Here is a 15,550-nt window from a genome sequence, read left to right as displayed (position 1 = left end):
TCCCCGTCCCCAACGACCGGGTTTTAGGAGCCGGCCCCTGTCCCCGGGGCCGGCTCCGCCATTTCGGTCGCGCCATGATCGGCACGCCCTTCCCCGCCGAGGCGGATGGGAGCAGTATGGCTTGTTCGTTGCGGATGAAGGCGATGCTGGAAGTCCCTGAGGATCGCGGCGCCAGACACCGCCTTTTCAAGGCTATCGACGACGCCTTCAAGGCGGCTGACTTCGAGGGCCTTGGCAAGGCGCTCGGCGGCTCAGCGCGCTGGTTCGACGAGCGGATGCCGTTCGAGCTCGGCCTTGGCCATCCGCTGGAATATGCGATCTATTGGAGCCCGGCCGCGTTCGTCACCGCCTTGCTCGATGCCGGGTCGAATCCGAATTATGAGGACCCGGCCGGGTTTCCCTCGATCATTGCCGCGCTGTCGACGGAACGGCCTGACCGGCTGGACGTCATCCATATCCTGCTCGCGCATGGCGCCGACCCGGATATGCGCGGCTTGAACGACTGGACTCCCCTGCACTACGCAGTGTCCCGGCGCGACGCCGAGGCGATCCATCTGCTGCTCCTGTCAGGCGCGGACCCGTCGCTGCGGACCCGGATCGACGACTACGAAACGGCGCTGGAAGGCGCGGAGGAGGCCGGTTTCGAAGCCGGCGCTCTTCTGCTGCGTGAAGCGATGAACAGCCGCCGCGGATGAAAACAGGCGGAGTTGCTGCCCGCCGCCGTCACACCGTCTTGAGCTTGGCCTTGAAGCGTTTGGCATTGGCCACATAGTGCGCCGCCGAGACGCGCAGCCGCTCGATCGCCGCTTCGTCCAGCGTCCTTATCACCTTGGCGGGCGAGCCGACGATCAGCGAATTGTCCGGAAAAACCTTGTTTTCGGTCACCAGGGCGCCGGCGCCGACCAGCGAGTTGTTGCCGATCCTGGCGCCGTTCAGCACGATGGTGCCCATGCCGATCAGGCTGTTGTCGCCGATCGTGCAGCCATGCAGCAGAGCGCGGTGGCCGATCGTGCAGCCTTCGCCGATGGTCAATGGAAAGCCCGGATCGGTGTGCATGATCGTGTGTTCCTGCACATTGGTGTCGGCGCCGATGATGATCGGTTCACCGTCGCCGCGGACGACGACGCCGAACCAGAAGCCGACATTGCGGCCGATCCGGATATTGCCGATCAACGTGGCGTCTGGCGCGATCCAGTTCGTATCGACGTCCTCGAACTCAGGCGCTTTCCCATCGATCGCATAGACCGGCATTGTTCGTCTCCGAATCGTCTCAACCAGCGAATTCGAAAGACCCTAAGTTGGCTGTCGCCCAGGATGCAATGGCGATGAGGACGACGCCTAGCGCCAGCGCCCAGGCGATGGCCGTGCAGCCGCAGGACAACAGCGCAATGGTGCCGATGCGACCCTCGCGCCGGGCGGCCAAGGCCTCGTTGGTGAGCATGAACGGCCCGGCGCAGGCCGTTACCGCGAGCGAACGCAGGATATGGACGGGCGAAACATAGGGTTCAGCAAAGGCCAGGCGCCGGCCAGCCAGCAATTCCATGGCCGATCCGGCCAGTCCGCAAGCCGTTAGACCAACCGCGAAAGCGTAAAGAACAAGCACAACGGGATCCATGTTTACCAACCGTTTACCATGAAAACGCACAGTCGTGCCACCGCGCTGCAAGAGCCATGCCGCGCAGGCTGTGCCGCCGAAAGACAGGTGGGCGGATCGGGGAAGAGCAGATGAGAGAGGCAAATGTTGCCGAGAGCGCGGACTTCGAGGTCGTCAACTCGACCTTGATGAAGCGGGTCTTTTATATCTTCGCGGCGCTGGCGCTGCTTTCGATTGCCATCAGCGTCGGCGGCAAATGGCTTGGACGATCGATCGCCATGGCCGGCTATACGGATGACACGACGGTGCGCCAGATCGTCATGGGCAACAATCTCATCAGCGTGCCGGCAAACTTCATCCGCTTCGACCAGGCCAGGCGCGACGGCATCGCCTCGCGGCTCGACCTCTATCTGCGCTATCCCGAAATGGACGGCTACAGCACGGCCGCGCGCGACGACTTCAACCATGCGAAGACCAGGAAGATTATCTTCCTGTCGTTCGAGCCGCGCATGATGTCGCGCGACATGAGCGGCCGTTTCGCGCCCATCTACAGCGCCCTGATCGAAAAGCCGGGCACGCCCGGCCCGGGCGGCACGACGGTTTACGCCTTCACGGAAAAATCAGGCTATCTCAACGAAGTGCTGGCTGTTGCCGAGCGTCCCGGCAAGGATCCGTTCGTCGCCCGCTGCCTGAGCGGCCCGAGCGCGGAGGAATCCTTGGCGCCCTGCGAGCGCGACATCCAGGTCGGCGACGATCTCAGCCTCACCTATCGCTTTCCCCGCGAGCTGCTCGCGAACTGGCCGGCGCTTGACGCGGCGATTGCCGCGAAGGTGGCGAGCATCTTGAAGACGGGCCACTGACGCGACGCTCTATCATTTAGCCGGCTATCAAACCGGAGCGGTGTCGCCGTCGAAACATTATTGCCGGCCTTGAGCGACCCGGCCTTAGACAGCTCGCAATGCCTACGCCGCTCGTCTGGCTCAACGCCTCGACTTCACAGGCCAAAATACGGTCTGGCATCGCGTCGACAAGGCGCGCTAATGGTCTGGGATGACCGATTTGATGCCTGCCTATCTCGAGTTTGATCCAAAAAGCCGCCGCCTGCGTCTCGATCCGCATGAGCCAGCCTTCGTGCAGAACCCTTACGAGGCCTACGGCTTCCTGCATGGCACAGCCAACGCCTTCTTCTGGGAAGATTATGGGTTCTGGTGCTTTGGCGGCTTCGATGACGTTAACCGCATGCTGCGCGACCGCCGTTTCGGCCGGCAGAACCCGGCCGGAATTCCCGACAGCCGCGGCATCGGCGGCGACCGCTCGCATCTCGCGGCCTTCGACGCCATCGAGGCCAATTCCATGCTGGAACTCGAGCCGCCGGTGCATACGCGGCTCAGAACGCTGGTCAATCGCGCCTTCGTCTCGCGTCAGGTCGAGCGGCTCAGGCCACGCATCGAGGCTTTGGCCAACGAGCTGGTCGACCGCTTCGAGCCAAACGGCGTCGACCTTCTGCCCGCTTACGCCTCGCCCTTGCCGATCACCATCATCGCCGAAATGCTCGGCGTTCCGGTCGAAATGGGGCCGCAACTGCTCGACTGGTCGCACCAGATGGTCGCCATGTATATGCATGGCCGCACGCGCGAGACCGAGGAGACGGCGAACCGCGCAGCACGCGATTTTTCCGACTTCCTGCGCGGCTATATTGCGGAGCGGCGCAAGAAACCCGGCGACGATCTGCTGTCGCTCTTGATCTCAGCCCAGGAGAACGGCCAAAAGCTCTCGGAAGACGAGCTGGTTTCCTCGGCGATCCTTCTACTCAATGCCGGCCATGAGGCAACCGTGCACCAGACCGGCAATGCGGTGCGCTCGATCCTGACGCAAGGCGGGGATCCACGGCGTTTCTTCGAAACGCCGGAGAAAAACGTCGCGACGGTCGAGGAATGCCTGCGCTACGATGCGCCGCTGCACATGTTTTTGCGCTACGCTTATGAAGAGATGGAAGTTTCGCCGGGCATCCTGGTCAAACCCGGAGAGATGGTCGCGCTGCTGCTCGGTATGGCCAACCACGATCCGCTTGCCTTTGCCGAGCCCGACACCTTCAGTCCGGCCCGCATGGATCAGAAGAACGTCTCCTTCGGCGCCGGCATCCATTTCTGCATCGGCGCGCCGCTAGCCAGGCTGGAGCTGCAGGTGTCATTGAAGACGCTGTTCGATCGGCTGCCGAAGCTGCATTTGGCCGAGACACCGCGCTTCCGCGACACCTATCATTTTCATGGGTTGGAGCGGGTGACTGTCAGTTTCTGAGCGAGGCGTAGCCGACTTCGTCATCCTCGGGCGTAGCGACGCGAAGCGGAGCGCAGACCCGGGGATCTATGCCGTTATTTTAGCCGAAGGATGCGGCGGTGCAGAATTCTGCACCGTGATGGCCGTCTTAACGTCGCGGCATGGATTCCATGGTCTGCGCGCTTCGCTTCGCTCCTTGCTTCGCCATGGAATGACGAGGCGATAGGCCTTCGCCAACCGGAAACCCACTCAAAGCCGGATCACATATTCCTTGCGCGTCGCCTCGAGCACTTCCCATGTGCCTTTAAACCCTGGCCGCAGCACGAAACTGTCGCCGGCCCGCACGGTGCGGGCCTTGCCGCCGTCCTCGGCGATCACCGAGACGCCGGACAGAATGTGGCAAAACTCCCATTCGTCATAGACGATGCGCCATTTGCCTGGCGTCGCTTCCCAGATGCCGGCATAGAGGCCGCCGTCGCGCTCCTCGACATTCCAGGTGCGGAATTTGGGATCGCCCGAAATCACACGGTCCGGCAGCGGCGCGCCGGCCTCAGGTTCGACGGTATCGGTGTTGAGCGCAAGAAAGGCCGACATATCAGACCTTGCTGAGCGCCTGCTCGAGATCGGCAACGATATCGTTGACGTCCTCGATGCCGACCGAAAGGCGGACGGTGTCAGGTCCGGCGCCGGCCTTGACCTTCTGCTCGTCGGAAAGCTGGCGATGCGTGGTCGAGGCCGGATGGATGACCAGCGATTTGGTGTCGCCGACATTGGCGAGGTGCGAGAACAGTTCGAGCGCCTCGACGAATTTGATGCCGGCCTCGTAGCCGCCCTTGAGGCCGAAGGTGAACACCGCGCCAGCACCCTGCGGCGAATATTTCTTCTGCAGCGCGTTGTTCTTGTCGCTTGGCAGGCCGGGATAGTTCACCCAGGCAACCTTGGGATGGTTCGACAGCCAGCCGGCAACGCTCGCGGCATTGTCGCAATGACGCTGCATGCGCAGCGGCAGCGTCTCCAGGCCGGTCAGGATCAGGAAGGCGTTGAAGGGCGAGATCGCCGGGCCGATGTCGCGCAGACCAAGCACGCGGGCGGCAATCGCGAAGGCGAAGTTGCCGAAAGTCTCGTGCAGGACGAGGCCGCCATATTCAGGGCGCGGCTCCGACAGCATCGGGTATTTGCCGGACTTCGACCAGTCGAAGGTGCCGCCATCGACGATGACGCCGCCGATCGAATTGCCGTGGCCGCCGATGAACTTGGTCAGCGAATGCACGACGATGTCGGCGCCGTGCTCGATGGGCCGCACCAGATAGGGCGAGGCCAGCGTGTTGTCGACGATCAGCGGCAGGCCGTGCTTGCGGGCGATGTCGCCGATCTTCTCGATGTCGACGAAGATGCCGCCGGGATTGGCAAGGCTCTCTATGAAGATCGCCTTGGTCCTTTCGTCGATCTGGCTCTCGAAAGTCGCCGGATCGTTTGCTTCTGCCCAGCGAACTTCCCAGCCGAAGTTCTTGAAGGCATGGCCGAACTGGTTGATCGAGCCGCCATAAAGCTTGTTGGCGGCGACGAAGTTGTCGCCCGGCTGCATCAGATTGTGGAAGACGATGACCTGCGCGGCGTGGCCCGAGGCGACGGCAAGTGCCGCGGTGCCGCCTTCGAGCGCCGCGACGCGTTCCTCGAGAACCGCCTGGGTCGGATTCATGATGCGCGTGTAGATGTTGCCGAAGGCCTTCAGCCCGAACAGCGAGGCGGCATGATCGGCATCGTCGAAGACGAAGGAGGTGGTCTGGTAGATCGGCGTGGCGCGGGCGCCGGTCGCCGGATCGGGCTTTGCGCCTGCATGAACGGCTAAAGTGCTGAAACCAGGCGTACGGGTCATCGAAATCCCTCTCCTAACGTTCGAAAATCGCCGGGCATTCTTGGCGAAGCGCGGCCGGGAATGCAAAGAAGAAAATACCGTTCGGGGCGCGATCTACGACGAACGCCCGGGAAAATCCATTTCGTCCCGGAATAATTTTGCGCGAACTACCGCATGCTTATTTCTGTCTTACGCCGAAGCTCTGAAATCCTTGGCGCATCAGGGGTTTTTTCGACGACAGAACGCCGGAGTTGACGCCGGTCCAGCCGATCTCGCCGGACAGCTTGCCGTATTCGATCTTCGGGCAGCGGTTCATCACCACCTTGATGCCGACAGCTTCGGCGCGGGCAGCCGCCTCATCGTTGCGCACGCCAAGCTGCATCCAGACGACCTTGGGCAGCGGGTCGAGCTGCAGCACCTGATCGACGATGCCGGGCACCGCCGAGGAAGCGCGAAAGATGTCGACCATGTCGACCGGCTGCGGCAGGTCGGCGAGGCTGGCGTAGACAGTGCGGCCAAGGATTTCCTTGCCGGCATGGCCGGGATTGATCGGGAGCACCGAAAAGCCCTTGGCTAAAAGATATTTCAGCACGAAATAGCTTGGCCGCACATCGTTGGGCGAAGCGCCGACCATGGCGATCGTCTTCACCGAATTCAGGATGCCGGCGATGTAGCTGTTGTCGTAGGTATCGTGATTCATGGTTCGACCTCATACAGCGCTTCGGCGAGAAAGGCAGCCGGATCGCTGCAGAAGTCGCGCATCATGCGAAAATGATCGGTGTCCTGAAAATCGATCAGGTCGAGGCCGAAGCGGCCGATGCGGAAGAGCCGTGCGTTCGGGCAAGCCATCAGCAGCGGCGAATGCGTTGCCATGATCACCTGTGCGGTGCCCGATTGCTCCATGCGTTGAAGCAGTTTCAGCAGTTCGATCTGGCGCGTCGGCGACAGCGCGCTTTCGGGTTCGTCGAGGATGTAGATGCCCTGCCTGCGGCAACGCTCCTCGAAGAAGCGGATAAAGCCCTCGCCATGCGACCATGACAGGAAATCGGGCGGCGGCGGCCTGAACGGATCTTCGAGCGCGGCTCGGTCGAGATAGCGGGCGACAGAATAGAAGGATTCAGCCCGGAAGAACCAGCCGGCGGTGACTTTCGGCAGCCAATGGCCGCGCAGCGTGCCGGCGAGGGACGCGCCGCTCTTGTCGATGGCAATGGAATGGTCGACCGGACGGTAGCCCTTGCCGCCGCCGGCCTCGTCATAGCCGGCCAGCGCGCCGATGGCTTCGAGCAGTGTCGATTTCCCGGTGCCGTTCTCGCCGACAATGATGGTGATGGCGCTTGTGAATTCAAACTCGAATTCGCGGGTGTGGAAGATCGGCAGGTTCCACGGATATTGCTCCCAATCCGCGACGCGCGACGGTTCAAGCAGGATGCGCTTGAGATAGGGCGCTTTCAGCCGCGTCAGTTGCTTGCGGGCAGCCACGTCGAACCTTCAGCGATGGAATGGCTCGGTTCCATTCAAGCCGGCTACTCGTCGGTCCATTCGGGCTTGCGCTTGCCGATAAAGGCACCGATGCCTTCCTCGGCGTCGCGCGCCAGCATGTTTTCCACCATCACGCGGCCGGTATGGGCGTAAGCATCGGCCAGCCCCATTTCGGCCTGGGCATAAAAAGCCTCCTTGCCAGTCTTGATCACCAAAGACGATTTGGATGCAATGGTTTGCGCATATTTGTTGACAACCTGAATCAGATATTCGCGCGGCACGATGCGGTTGATCAGCCCGAACTCCTTTGCGGTCGCCGCGTCGATCGTCTCGCCGGTGAGCAGCATTTCCATCGCCTGCTTGCGCGAGACGTTGCGCGACAGCGCCACCATCGGCGTCGAGCAGAACAGGCCGATGTTGACGCCGGGCGTGCAGAAACTCGCCTCGTGCGAAGCGATGGCAAGGTCGCAGCTGGCGACCAGTTGCAGGCCGGCGGCGGTGGCAAGGCCGTCGACCTCTGCGATCACCGGCTTCGGGTGGCGCACGATCGTCTGCATCAGGTTCGCGCAAGCCGCGAAGGTCCTTTCGAAGAAGGACTTGCCCCGATCCGGCTCGGCGCGGTGTGCCGTCATTTCCTTGAGATCATGGCCGGCACAGAACACTTTTCCCGACGCCGCCAGGATGATGACGCGCACGGACTTGTCGGTCTTAACGCGATCGAATTCGGCCTGCAGCGCCGCCATCGTCGCCAGCGACAGCGCATTGGCCGGCGGGCTGGCGATCGTGAGGCGCAAGATGTCCTTGTCCTGGCTGACAAGAACGGGGCCGTCGGCGACGGCGGGCTTGATGGCGACGACTTCGGCCACTTTCAAAAACCTCGCGCTTATGGAGCAACAGAACTAGCACGCTGCCGGTTGAAGAACAGCCGCGAGACGTGTTTTCTCCGTCGCACCGTTTGGTCCAGGCGCACCGCCCGGAACTGCTCATTCATATAGGACGCCGCCATGCCCGCCCAAAGCGATCTGAAGCCAATGCTCAACGCGGCGGAAGTCAATGCACTGATGGCAAGCGTCTATCCGCAGCTCAACGACAATTTCACCTCCTATGAGGCGATCGACGTGTTTCCGGGCGGCTGCACGGTGCGGCTGAACGCCGACGAGCGGCATCTGCGGCCCGGCGGCACGGTGTCCGGTCCGGCGCTGTTCACGCTGGCCGACATCGGCGGCTATGTCTGCGTGCTTAGCCATGCCGGCCCGGACGCGCTTTCGGTGACGGTCAACCTCGACATCAATTTCATGCGCAAGGCCGAAGCCGGTCCGATCGACGGCCATTGCCGCATCCTGAAGCTCGGCAAGAGCCTAATGGTGTTCGACATCGACATCGTCGCCGGCCCGGACGGACATACCGTCGCGCACGCCACTGGGACCTATTCGATCCCGAGGAAGTACTCCCCAGGTTGATGCCGCAACGGATGCGCATAGGTTGGCATTTGATCGAGCGTGACAGTTGCCGCATCATTAAAGCGGCTGAGGGACGACGGCTTCGAACTGATCTCAGTCTGGGGCTCGCATCACAAATTCCGCAAAGGCACCATAGTGCTTGTCGTTCCGCACCCGGAGAAAGACCTACCAGTCGGCACCGCTCGCGCGATCGCCAAGCAGGCAGGCCGGATTCGAGTGACTTAAATCGTGCGCGCAATCGGGAGACTGCAATGAAGAATTACTTCGCCCTGGTTGAAAAGGATGCCGACAGCGCGTTTGGTGTTCGCTTCCCCGACATTCCGGGCTGCTTTTCGGCTGCGGACGTGCCGGAAGATATCGTGCCGAATGCGGTCGAAGCTCTGCAGCTTTGGGCCGAGGACATGTCCGTGCCTGAGCCCTCCAGCCACGAGGCGATCGTGTCGCTTCCCGAAATCCGTGCTGCGCTGTCGGAAGGAGCTTACTTGGTCTCGGTGCCGCTGATCGACAATGACAGCGCCGTGGTCAGGGCGAACGTGACGTTCGAACGCGGTGTCCTGCGCGCGATCGATGCCGCCGCGCGAGCGCGGTATTACCAGATCTGCATTTCTCTCGAGCGCTGCCCGCAAGGAAATCGAAGCCAAACACTAGCGGCACTGCACAAGGATTTTGACCGGTCGGCTTCGGTCAACTCTGTTTTGCGTTGGCAGGTGGCACGCGTTGGAGATTGGCCGAAACGCCCCATCGCGATCGTCATTCCAGGGCGGAGCAGGAGCGAAGCTCCGTCGCGAAGACCCTGGAATCCATGCCATTACCTTCGCCAAGGGGTGCAACGGAGCAGAATTCTGCACCGTGGCGGCGCTTCCAAGTCGCGGCATGGATTCTATGGTCTGCGCCGCGTCGCTTCGCTCCTTGCTCCGCCATAGAATGACGACGTTGGGGCGGCGTTTGCGCTGATTACACGGAAATGAGTGGAAAATCTTACGCCAAGACAAACCCGCAAACCTTTCAAAATCCCTATGTCGGGGAACTAGCGGGGACCGTCAGCGCCGATTTTATCGTGTGGTAAAATAATACCTTTCCTCTAATCCATTGTTTTTGCCACATTTTATTGGACGAACTCGTTTTCCGTTACCTTGACGCACCAAACACCCTCGCCTATAAGCCCACCCGAAGCAGCGGCCCGCAAAGGCCGCCGTTTTGTTATTGGCGGAGCGGCTCCGGTCATCCCGTCAATCCAAGCAACAAGAAACGCCTTCTCCTGTCCCTCCTGGACGGGAAAGGTCAAACCCGAGAGCAAAACATGGCTACCTTTTCGCAGAAGCCTGCGGATGTGGTGAAGAAGTGGGTGCTGATCGACGCCGAAGGTCTCGTCGTCGGTCGTCTGGCCACCGTCATCGCCAACCATCTGCGCGGCAAGCACAAGCCCACCTTCACCCCGCATGTCGATGACGGCGACAATGTCATCGTCATCAATGCCGACAAGGTGGTGTTCACCGGCAAGAAGTACACCGACAAGGTTTATTACTGGCACACCGGCCACCCCGGCGGCATCAAGGAGCGCACCGCGCGCCAGCTGCTCGAGGGCCGTTTCCCCGAGCGTGTCGTCGAGAAGGCCGTCGAGCGCATGATCCCGCGCGGCCCGCTCGGCCGCCGCCAGATGAAGAATCTCCGCGTCTATGCAGGCGCCGAGCATCCGCACACCGCCCAGCAGCCCGTCACGCTCGACGTGGCCAAGCTGAACTCCAAGAACAAGAGGGCTTCGTAATGGCTGAGCTTTCCTCGCTCGCAGAACTCGGCACCATCGCCGCGCAGCCGGCCGCGCCCGTGCATGTCCAGAAGCTCGACAAGTCGGGCCGCGCCTATGCCACCGGCAAGCGCAAGAACGCCATCGCGCGCGTCTGGGTGAAGCCGGGCTCCGGCAAGATAACCGTCAACGACAAGGAATTCGCGAGCTATTTCGCGCGTCCGGTGCTGCAGATGATCCTCAACCAGCCGATCGTCGCGGCCAACCGCGCCGGTCAATACGACATCGTCGCCACCGTCATCGGCGGCGGCCTCTCCGGCCAGGCCGGTGCGGTGCGTCACGGCATCTCCAAGGCGCTGACCTATTACGAGCCGGGCCTGCGCCCGGTGCTCAAGAAGGGCGGCTTCCTGACCCGCGACAGCCGCGTGGTCGAGCGCAAGAAGTACGGCAAGGCGAAGGCCCGCCGCTCTTTCCAGTTTTCCAAGCGCTAAGGAGCGCTTGGGGGCAAGTTCTCGAAGCGCTAAGCGCCGCGAAGTCCAAGCATTTCGAAAAGGCCGCCTCCGGGCGGTCTTTTTTTTTTCTGCTACCAGTGCCCTATCGGCGTCTTGATGTAGTCGATAAAGGCGCGCAGCGGCGCCGGCACCAGCCGCCGCCCGGGATAGTAGAGAAACGGCCCCGAGAAGCTTTGCCACCACGGCTCGAGCACAGGTTCCAGGATGCCGCTGTCGAAATACGGGCGCACCCAGTCCTCGAAGAGCCAAAGCATGCCGACGCCGGCGATCGCCGCATCGATGGCGAGATCGACGCCGCCGCCGATGCTGACGACCAACGGCCCCGTGGTATCGACCCGCACCACCTCGCCGTCGCGCTCGAATTCCCAGGGCGTCATGACCCCGCTGGGAAAGCGACCGCGCACGCACGCGTGCCCAAGCAGGTCACGCGGGTGTTGCGGCCGGCCGTGCCGATCGAGATAGGCTGGCGCGGCCGAGGTGGTGAAACGCTGCGTGCGCGGCCCGATCGGCACAGCAATCATGTCCTGCTCCAGCCGTTCGTCATAGCGGATGCCCGCATCGCAGCCGGCCACCAGCAGGTCGACAAAGTTCTCCTCCGCGATCACCTCCAGCCGGATGGCCGGATATGCAGCGAGAAATCCCGGAACGATCTTCGGCAGCACCAGCCGCGAGGCGCTTATCGGCACGTTGAGACGCAAGGTGCCGGCAGGCCGGTCACGAAAGCCGTTCACCACATCGAGCGCGGCCTCCACCTCACCCAGCGCGGGGCCAAGACGCGCCAGCAGGCTGGCGCCTGCCTCGGTCAACGCAACACTGCGTGTGGTACGATTGAAGAGCCGCACACCAAGCTGGGTTTCCAGACGACGGACAGCTTCGCTGAGCACTGACGCGCTGCCTGCAGTCACGCGGGCCGCTTCGCGAAAGCCGCCGGCGCGAGCGACGGCCATGAATGCCTGGAGGTCGTTGAGATCAGCCGCCATTGTTCTTATTTCCGCACAGGTCGTGCTGGTTATACCCGGTTATCAGGACAGCAGCCATCCCTTATCTCCCTCGCCGACAGCGAAGGAGAGCAACAATGTCCAGTGTAGACAAATCCGGTACTTATAAACTCGGCGACCGCTCGGTGCATCGGCTCGGCTATGGCGCCATGCAGCTGGCGGGCAAAGGCGTGTACGGTCCGCCGAAGGACCAGGGCGCGGCCATCGCCGTACTGCGCGAAGCGATAGCGCAAGGCGTGAACCATATCGACACCAGCGACTACTACGGTCCGTACGTCACCAACAAGCTGATCCGGGAGGCGCTATCGCCCTACCCCGACGACCTCACCATCGTCACCAAGATCGGCGCCCGTCGTGGGGAAGACGGCTCCTGGCTGCCGGCTTTTACAGCTGATGAGCTCGAACAGGCCGTGCACGATAATCTTCGCAACCTTGGCCTCGAGGTGATGGACGTCGTCAATCTGCGCATCATGTTCGGGGTGCACGGCCCAGCGGAGGGCTCCATCGAGGCGCAGGTCACCAAGCTTGCCGAGCTTCAGCGCAAAGGCCTGGTACGCCATATCGGCTTGAGCAACGTAACCCGCGCGCAGATCGCGGAAGGCCGCAAGATCTGCGAGATCGTCTGCGTGCAGAACCAGTACAACCTCGCGCACCGAAACGATGACGCGCTGATCGATGAGCTCGCGCGCGACGGCATCGCTTATGTGCCGTTCTTTCCGCTCGGCGGGTTCAGTCCACTGCAGTCCTTGACCCTGTCGAGGGTGGCGGAACGGCTTGGAGCGACGCCGATGCAGGTGGCGCTGGCGTGGCTGCTGCAGCGTTCGCCGAACATCCTCTTGATCCCGGGCACGTCGTCGGTCGAGCATCTGCGCGAGAATCTGGCGGCGGCGGAGCTCGAGCTGTCGGGGGATGTGCTCGGCGAGTTGAAAGGCGTGGCGAAGGCGGCGTGATGGACGATTAGCTGATCTCCCCCCTTGTGGGGGAGATGGCCGGCAGGCCAGAGGGGGGCGCGAAGGAACGCTAATCTCCGTTACCTGCGAAGGGCCACAACTGACGAAAAGCGTATTGCTGTAAGCTGAGATGCCGGCGGGTCAGCGCCCCCCCCTCTGCCCTGCCGGGCATCTCCCCCTTAAGGGGGGAGATTATTCGCTCCAGCGCCGCGCTCTAATTGATGCTCGCCGTATGCGCCGGCTCAGCCTGCTTGATGTCCGTCGTGTAAGGCACGCGATAACCATTGGCCGTCAGCCACGCGATTGCCGCCTTCGGCTCGTCGGTCTGGATGATGGTGGCGCCGCGGTCGACCCAGAAACCCCAGGCTTCGCGCGGCAGGCTGGCGGCGACGGCAAGCTCGTCGCCGCGACCGCCGGCGAGGAAGCCGCCCGGCTTGTTGACGACGGCGTAGGTGTCGGCCCAGAGGTGCCAGTCGCCCCGCGCCGCTTCCGCCCGCATGCGGGTGCTGAACAGCGGTCCGCCGGTCGATGTCAGCGTCTCGGCGCCGTTGCGCCAAGTGATCAATTCGACGGCGCGCGGCGCGAAGGCCTTGTCGACCTCGCTGGCGAAAACTGCATCATGCACGGCGTCGTCGGCAAGGATCGGCATGAACTGGAAGCCGCCACCGGCCTGGGTAATCGCCGCGCTCGCGGCATCGATGCGCTGCCGGTTCCAGAGATTCTCCTTGACGATCACCTGATCGGCCATGCCGAGATCGCGCGCCTCCGCGACCATGCTAGGCAGGTCGGTCACCTCCAGCTTGTTGTCGAGATTGATCAGGATCCGGTCCCTGGTCGTCAGCAGCATCTCGCGCAGTGTCGATACAGTCTCTTTGGTGACGGCGCCCGTGCCCTCGACGACCAGCCGGCATTTCTTAAGCTCGGCCAGCGTGTATTTCACCACCTCGCCCTTGCACGTGGTCGTGCGGTCGAGCCAGCTGTCATGCATGATGACGAACTCGCCGTCTTTCGCGCGCCGGACGTCGACCTCGACGATCTCGGCGCCGATCGCGATCGAGCCCTCGACCGCGGCCAGCGAATTCTCGGCGTAAAGCGTCTTGCCGGCCTGCATGCTGCCGGCGCGATGCGCGGCGATCATCACATGGTCACGCCACTGGTTGGCATGCTCGAAGCGGTCGAGAATCTGGCTGGCCCGGCTTTCACCGGCTAAGCTTTGCCCCGCAACGGTGGCAAGGGCGGCGGAAAAGGCAAGGCTCAGCCAGAGTGTTCGCATCGGGGAATCGCTCCGTTCCGGGTTGGGACCCGGTTAGGCGATGCCCATGACAGCGCAGTGAACGAAGCCGGCTAGTTTTTGGATCAAATCCGCTTGGAAAGGCGGCGGAACCAGGCCAGCGCCGGCATTTCGACGAAGCGCCATGTGAACCATGACGCGGCGATGACGGCGATCAACATCGCGGCCAAAGCCGCGAAGCCGATCCAGGGCGAGCCGGTGCCGAAGCCGGTCGCATGGTCGCCGCGCAGCATCAGGTCGCCGACTATGCCGAGCCCAAGCTTGCGTTCGATCAGGCCGCCGACATTGATCATGCGGGCCTGGACGAAGATATGGACCATGTAGATCGAATAGGAGAGCGAGCCGAGCAGCAGCATCGGCCGGCTGCGCAAGGCCAAGCTGACCCACCCGCCCTCATGGGCAAAGAGATAAAGCGCCAGCGCGAAGACGACCGGTGCGGCAATGCCGGCGTCATTCGTTCCCGCCACCGAAACGAACAGCGCGATCACGACGATCATCGCCAGCTCGGCCAGCGTCCAGGCGAGGCGCCCTGCCCCGCCGCTCAGCGCCTGTCGCGCCTCTGCAATGGAATCGTGCTGAAACCAGGCAAGCAGCGCGCCGAGCGAGAAGCCGTAAAGACAGCGGATGAAGCCGAAATCGAAGGACACGTCCATATGGCGCGTCGAGACCGCGAGCAGGAAAAGCGGCGCCGTCACGGCTGCGGCGACGAGCCATATCCAGGCACGCTGGCCGGCGGTGAGCACGACGGCGGCGAAAAGCAGATAGGTGAAGAACTCGGCCGAGATGCTCCAGCTCGGCGCGTTCCAGCTCAGATGATCCTCAACACCCATGCCCTGCAGAAGGAAAAGGTTGGCGACCAGGCTCTTCAGGTCGAAGCCTGCGGTGAAGGGCGCCGGGCCCGTTCCGTGAAGCGCCGGCAGCACGAGCCGCAGCGCCTCGAAGCCGGCGAAGGCGGCGAGCATCAGGAGATGCAGCGGATAGATGCGGCCGAAACGCACGAGCGCGAACCGTGCAAGGTCGTCCTGCCCGGCGAGCCGCCCGCCATAGGCGCTGGCAATGACGAAGCCGGAGAGCACGAAGAAGAAATCGACGAACAGGTAAGAGCCGCCGACAAAGGCGCTCTGCGACACTATCGAGGAGGTCGGGAAGTGGAACAGCGCCACCAGCAGCGCGCAGATGCCGCGCCAGGAATCCAGCACCAGGAAACGCTCTCCGGCCGTCGTGCCGACACGGGTCGCGGCGGGCGCGGATGCAAGATTAAGCAAGGCGGTCTCAGCCATAATGATACAGGTCCTGTGTTGCCGTGGCACTCGCCGAGCGCAGCTTCGTTTCCGCAAGCTGTGACTGGCATGTTGCGTGCCGGTTCTGTAGTTGTGGCTGCCCCGACGAA

The 15,550-nt window shown here is 62.8% G+C and carries 18 protein-coding genes and 1 pseudogene; 9 read left to right on the top strand and 10 right to left on the bottom strand.

Features of this window, described 5'->3' with window-relative positions; translation table 11 throughout:
- The coding region (locus FJ425_RS14065) for an ankyrin repeat domain-containing protein (RefSeq protein WP_348643156.1) at positions 1 to 695 on the top strand (695 nt) is incomplete at its 5' end.
- A 28-nt stretch (positions 696 to 723) separates the two neighbouring features.
- Here FJ425_RS14065 and FJ425_RS14060 read toward each other — a convergent pair.
- Complete coding sequence (locus FJ425_RS14060) at positions 724 to 1,251, bottom strand: gamma carbonic anhydrase family protein (RefSeq protein WP_140724238.1); 528 nt, start codon at positions 1,249 to 1,251, stop codon at positions 724 to 726.
- A 19-nt stretch (positions 1,252 to 1,270) separates the two neighbouring features.
- A complete protein-coding gene (locus tag FJ425_RS14055; protein WP_140724276.1) occupies positions 1,271 to 1,615 on the bottom strand; it encodes a hypothetical protein in 345 nt (114 codons plus the stop codon).
- 110 nt (positions 1,616 to 1,725) lie between these two features.
- On the opposite strand from FJ425_RS14055, the gene FJ425_RS14050 reads away from it, so the two are divergent.
- Together FJ425_RS14050 and FJ425_RS14045 are read left to right on the top strand one after the other, a co-directional pair.
- The gene (locus FJ425_RS14050; protein WP_140724235.1) at positions 1,726 to 2,454 is read left to right on the top strand and encodes a hypothetical protein; all 729 of its coding nucleotides are present in this window, start codon (positions 1,726 to 1,728) and stop codon (positions 2,452 to 2,454) included.
- Positions 2,455 to 2,644: 190 nt separating this feature from the next.
- Positions 2,645 to 3,892 (top strand): cytochrome P450, encoded by a 1,248-nt coding sequence (locus tag FJ425_RS14045; protein ID WP_140724232.1) that lies wholly within the window; start codon positions 2,645 to 2,647, stop codon positions 3,890 to 3,892.
- A 228-nt stretch (positions 3,893 to 4,120) separates the two neighbouring features.
- Here FJ425_RS14045 and FJ425_RS14040 read toward each other — a convergent pair whose 3' ends face one another.
- The 5 genes from FJ425_RS14040 to FJ425_RS14020 all read right to left on the bottom strand — a co-directional run bounded on the left by FJ425_RS14040 (position 4,121) and on the right by FJ425_RS14020 (position 8,071).
- Positions 4,121 to 4,465: a cupin domain-containing protein gene (locus FJ425_RS14040; protein ID WP_140724229.1), complete on the bottom strand. Its 345-nt coding sequence runs from the start codon at positions 4,463 to 4,465 to the stop codon at positions 4,121 to 4,123.
- 1 nt (position 4,466) lies between these two features.
- Complete coding sequence (locus tag FJ425_RS14035) at positions 4,467 to 5,747, bottom strand: O-acetylhomoserine aminocarboxypropyltransferase (RefSeq protein WP_140724226.1); 1,281 nt, start codon at positions 5,745 to 5,747, stop codon at positions 4,467 to 4,469.
- Positions 5,748 to 5,904: 157 nt separating this feature from the next.
- Positions 5,905 to 6,426 (bottom strand): CoA-binding protein, encoded by a 522-nt coding sequence (locus FJ425_RS14030; protein WP_140724223.1) that lies wholly within the window; start codon positions 6,424 to 6,426, stop codon positions 5,905 to 5,907.
- Positions 6,423 to 7,205 (bottom strand): AAA family ATPase, encoded by a 783-nt coding sequence (locus tag FJ425_RS14025; RefSeq protein ID WP_140724221.1) that lies wholly within the window; start codon positions 7,203 to 7,205, stop codon positions 6,423 to 6,425. Before FJ425_RS14025 ends, FJ425_RS14030 begins: the two co-directional genes overlap by 4 nt.
- 44 nt (positions 7,206 to 7,249) lie before the next feature.
- Entirely contained in the window at positions 7,250 to 8,071 is an 822-nt protein-coding gene (locus FJ425_RS14020) for an enoyl-CoA hydratase (RefSeq protein WP_140724218.1), read from the bottom strand.
- 138 nt (positions 8,072 to 8,209) lie between these two features.
- On the opposite strand from FJ425_RS14020, the gene FJ425_RS14015 reads away from it, so the two are divergent.
- The 5 genes and pseudogenes from FJ425_RS14015 to rpsI all read left to right on the top strand — a co-directional run bounded on the left by FJ425_RS14015 (position 8,210) and on the right by rpsI (position 10,900).
- Positions 8,210 to 8,665: a PaaI family thioesterase gene (locus FJ425_RS14015; RefSeq protein WP_140724215.1), complete on the top strand. Its 456-nt coding sequence runs from the start codon at positions 8,210 to 8,212 to the stop codon at positions 8,663 to 8,665.
- Positions 8,666 to 8,704: 39 nt separating this feature from the next.
- Positions 8,705 to 8,890, top strand: a complete 186-nt coding sequence (locus FJ425_RS14010) for a type II toxin-antitoxin system HicA family toxin (RefSeq protein ID WP_210241692.1) — start codon at positions 8,705 to 8,707, stop codon at positions 8,888 to 8,890.
- Between the two features lie 26 nt (positions 8,891 to 8,916).
- A pseudogene (locus FJ425_RS14005) lies at positions 8,917 to 9,313 on the top strand (type II toxin-antitoxin system HicB family antitoxin).
- 652 nt (positions 9,314 to 9,965) lie between these two features.
- Complete coding sequence (gene rplM / locus FJ425_RS14000) at positions 9,966 to 10,430, top strand: 50S ribosomal protein L13 (RefSeq protein WP_040983169.1); 465 nt, start codon at positions 9,966 to 9,968, stop codon at positions 10,428 to 10,430.
- Positions 10,430 to 10,900, top strand: coding sequence for a 30S ribosomal protein S9 (rpsI, locus tag FJ425_RS13995; protein ID WP_140636836.1), 471 nt, complete (start codon positions 10,430 to 10,432; stop codon positions 10,898 to 10,900). The genes rplM and rpsI overlap by 1 nt, the downstream gene beginning before the upstream one ends.
- Positions 10,901 to 10,992: 92 nt before the next feature.
- On the opposite strand, the gene FJ425_RS13990 is transcribed toward rpsI, so the two are convergent.
- Positions 10,993 to 11,901 carry a LysR family transcriptional regulator gene (locus FJ425_RS13990; RefSeq protein WP_140724213.1) on the bottom strand — a complete coding sequence of 303 codons (909 nt, stop codon included), beginning with the start codon at positions 11,899 to 11,901 and terminating at the stop codon, positions 10,993 to 10,995.
- Positions 11,902 to 11,996: 95 nt separating this feature from the next.
- Between FJ425_RS13990 and FJ425_RS13985 the strand changes: the two genes are divergently transcribed.
- Positions 11,997 to 12,869, top strand: coding sequence for an aldo/keto reductase family oxidoreductase (locus tag FJ425_RS13985; protein ID WP_140724211.1), 873 nt, complete (start codon positions 11,997 to 11,999; stop codon positions 12,867 to 12,869).
- 214 nt (positions 12,870 to 13,083) lie between these two features.
- Here FJ425_RS13985 and FJ425_RS13980 read toward each other — a convergent pair whose 3' ends face one another.
- Entirely contained in the window at positions 13,084 to 14,142 is a 1,059-nt protein-coding gene (locus FJ425_RS13980; RefSeq protein ID WP_140724208.1) for a glycerophosphodiester phosphodiesterase family protein, read from the bottom strand.
- Between the two features lie 83 nt (positions 14,143 to 14,225).
- Positions 14,226 to 15,440: an acyltransferase gene (locus tag FJ425_RS13975; protein ID WP_140724205.1), complete on the bottom strand. Its 1,215-nt coding sequence runs from the start codon at positions 15,438 to 15,440 to the stop codon at positions 14,226 to 14,228.
- Positions 15,441 to 15,550 lie beyond the last annotated feature (110 nt).

This window comes from Mesorhizobium sp. B2-7-2 (genome assembly GCF_006440775.1).
In the GTDB taxonomy this organism is placed as follows: domain Bacteria; phylum Pseudomonadota; class Alphaproteobacteria; order Rhizobiales; family Rhizobiaceae; genus Mesorhizobium.
The sequence above is the reverse complement of the archived record's forward strand: the minus strand, read 5'-3'. Positions and strand labels throughout refer to the sequence as shown.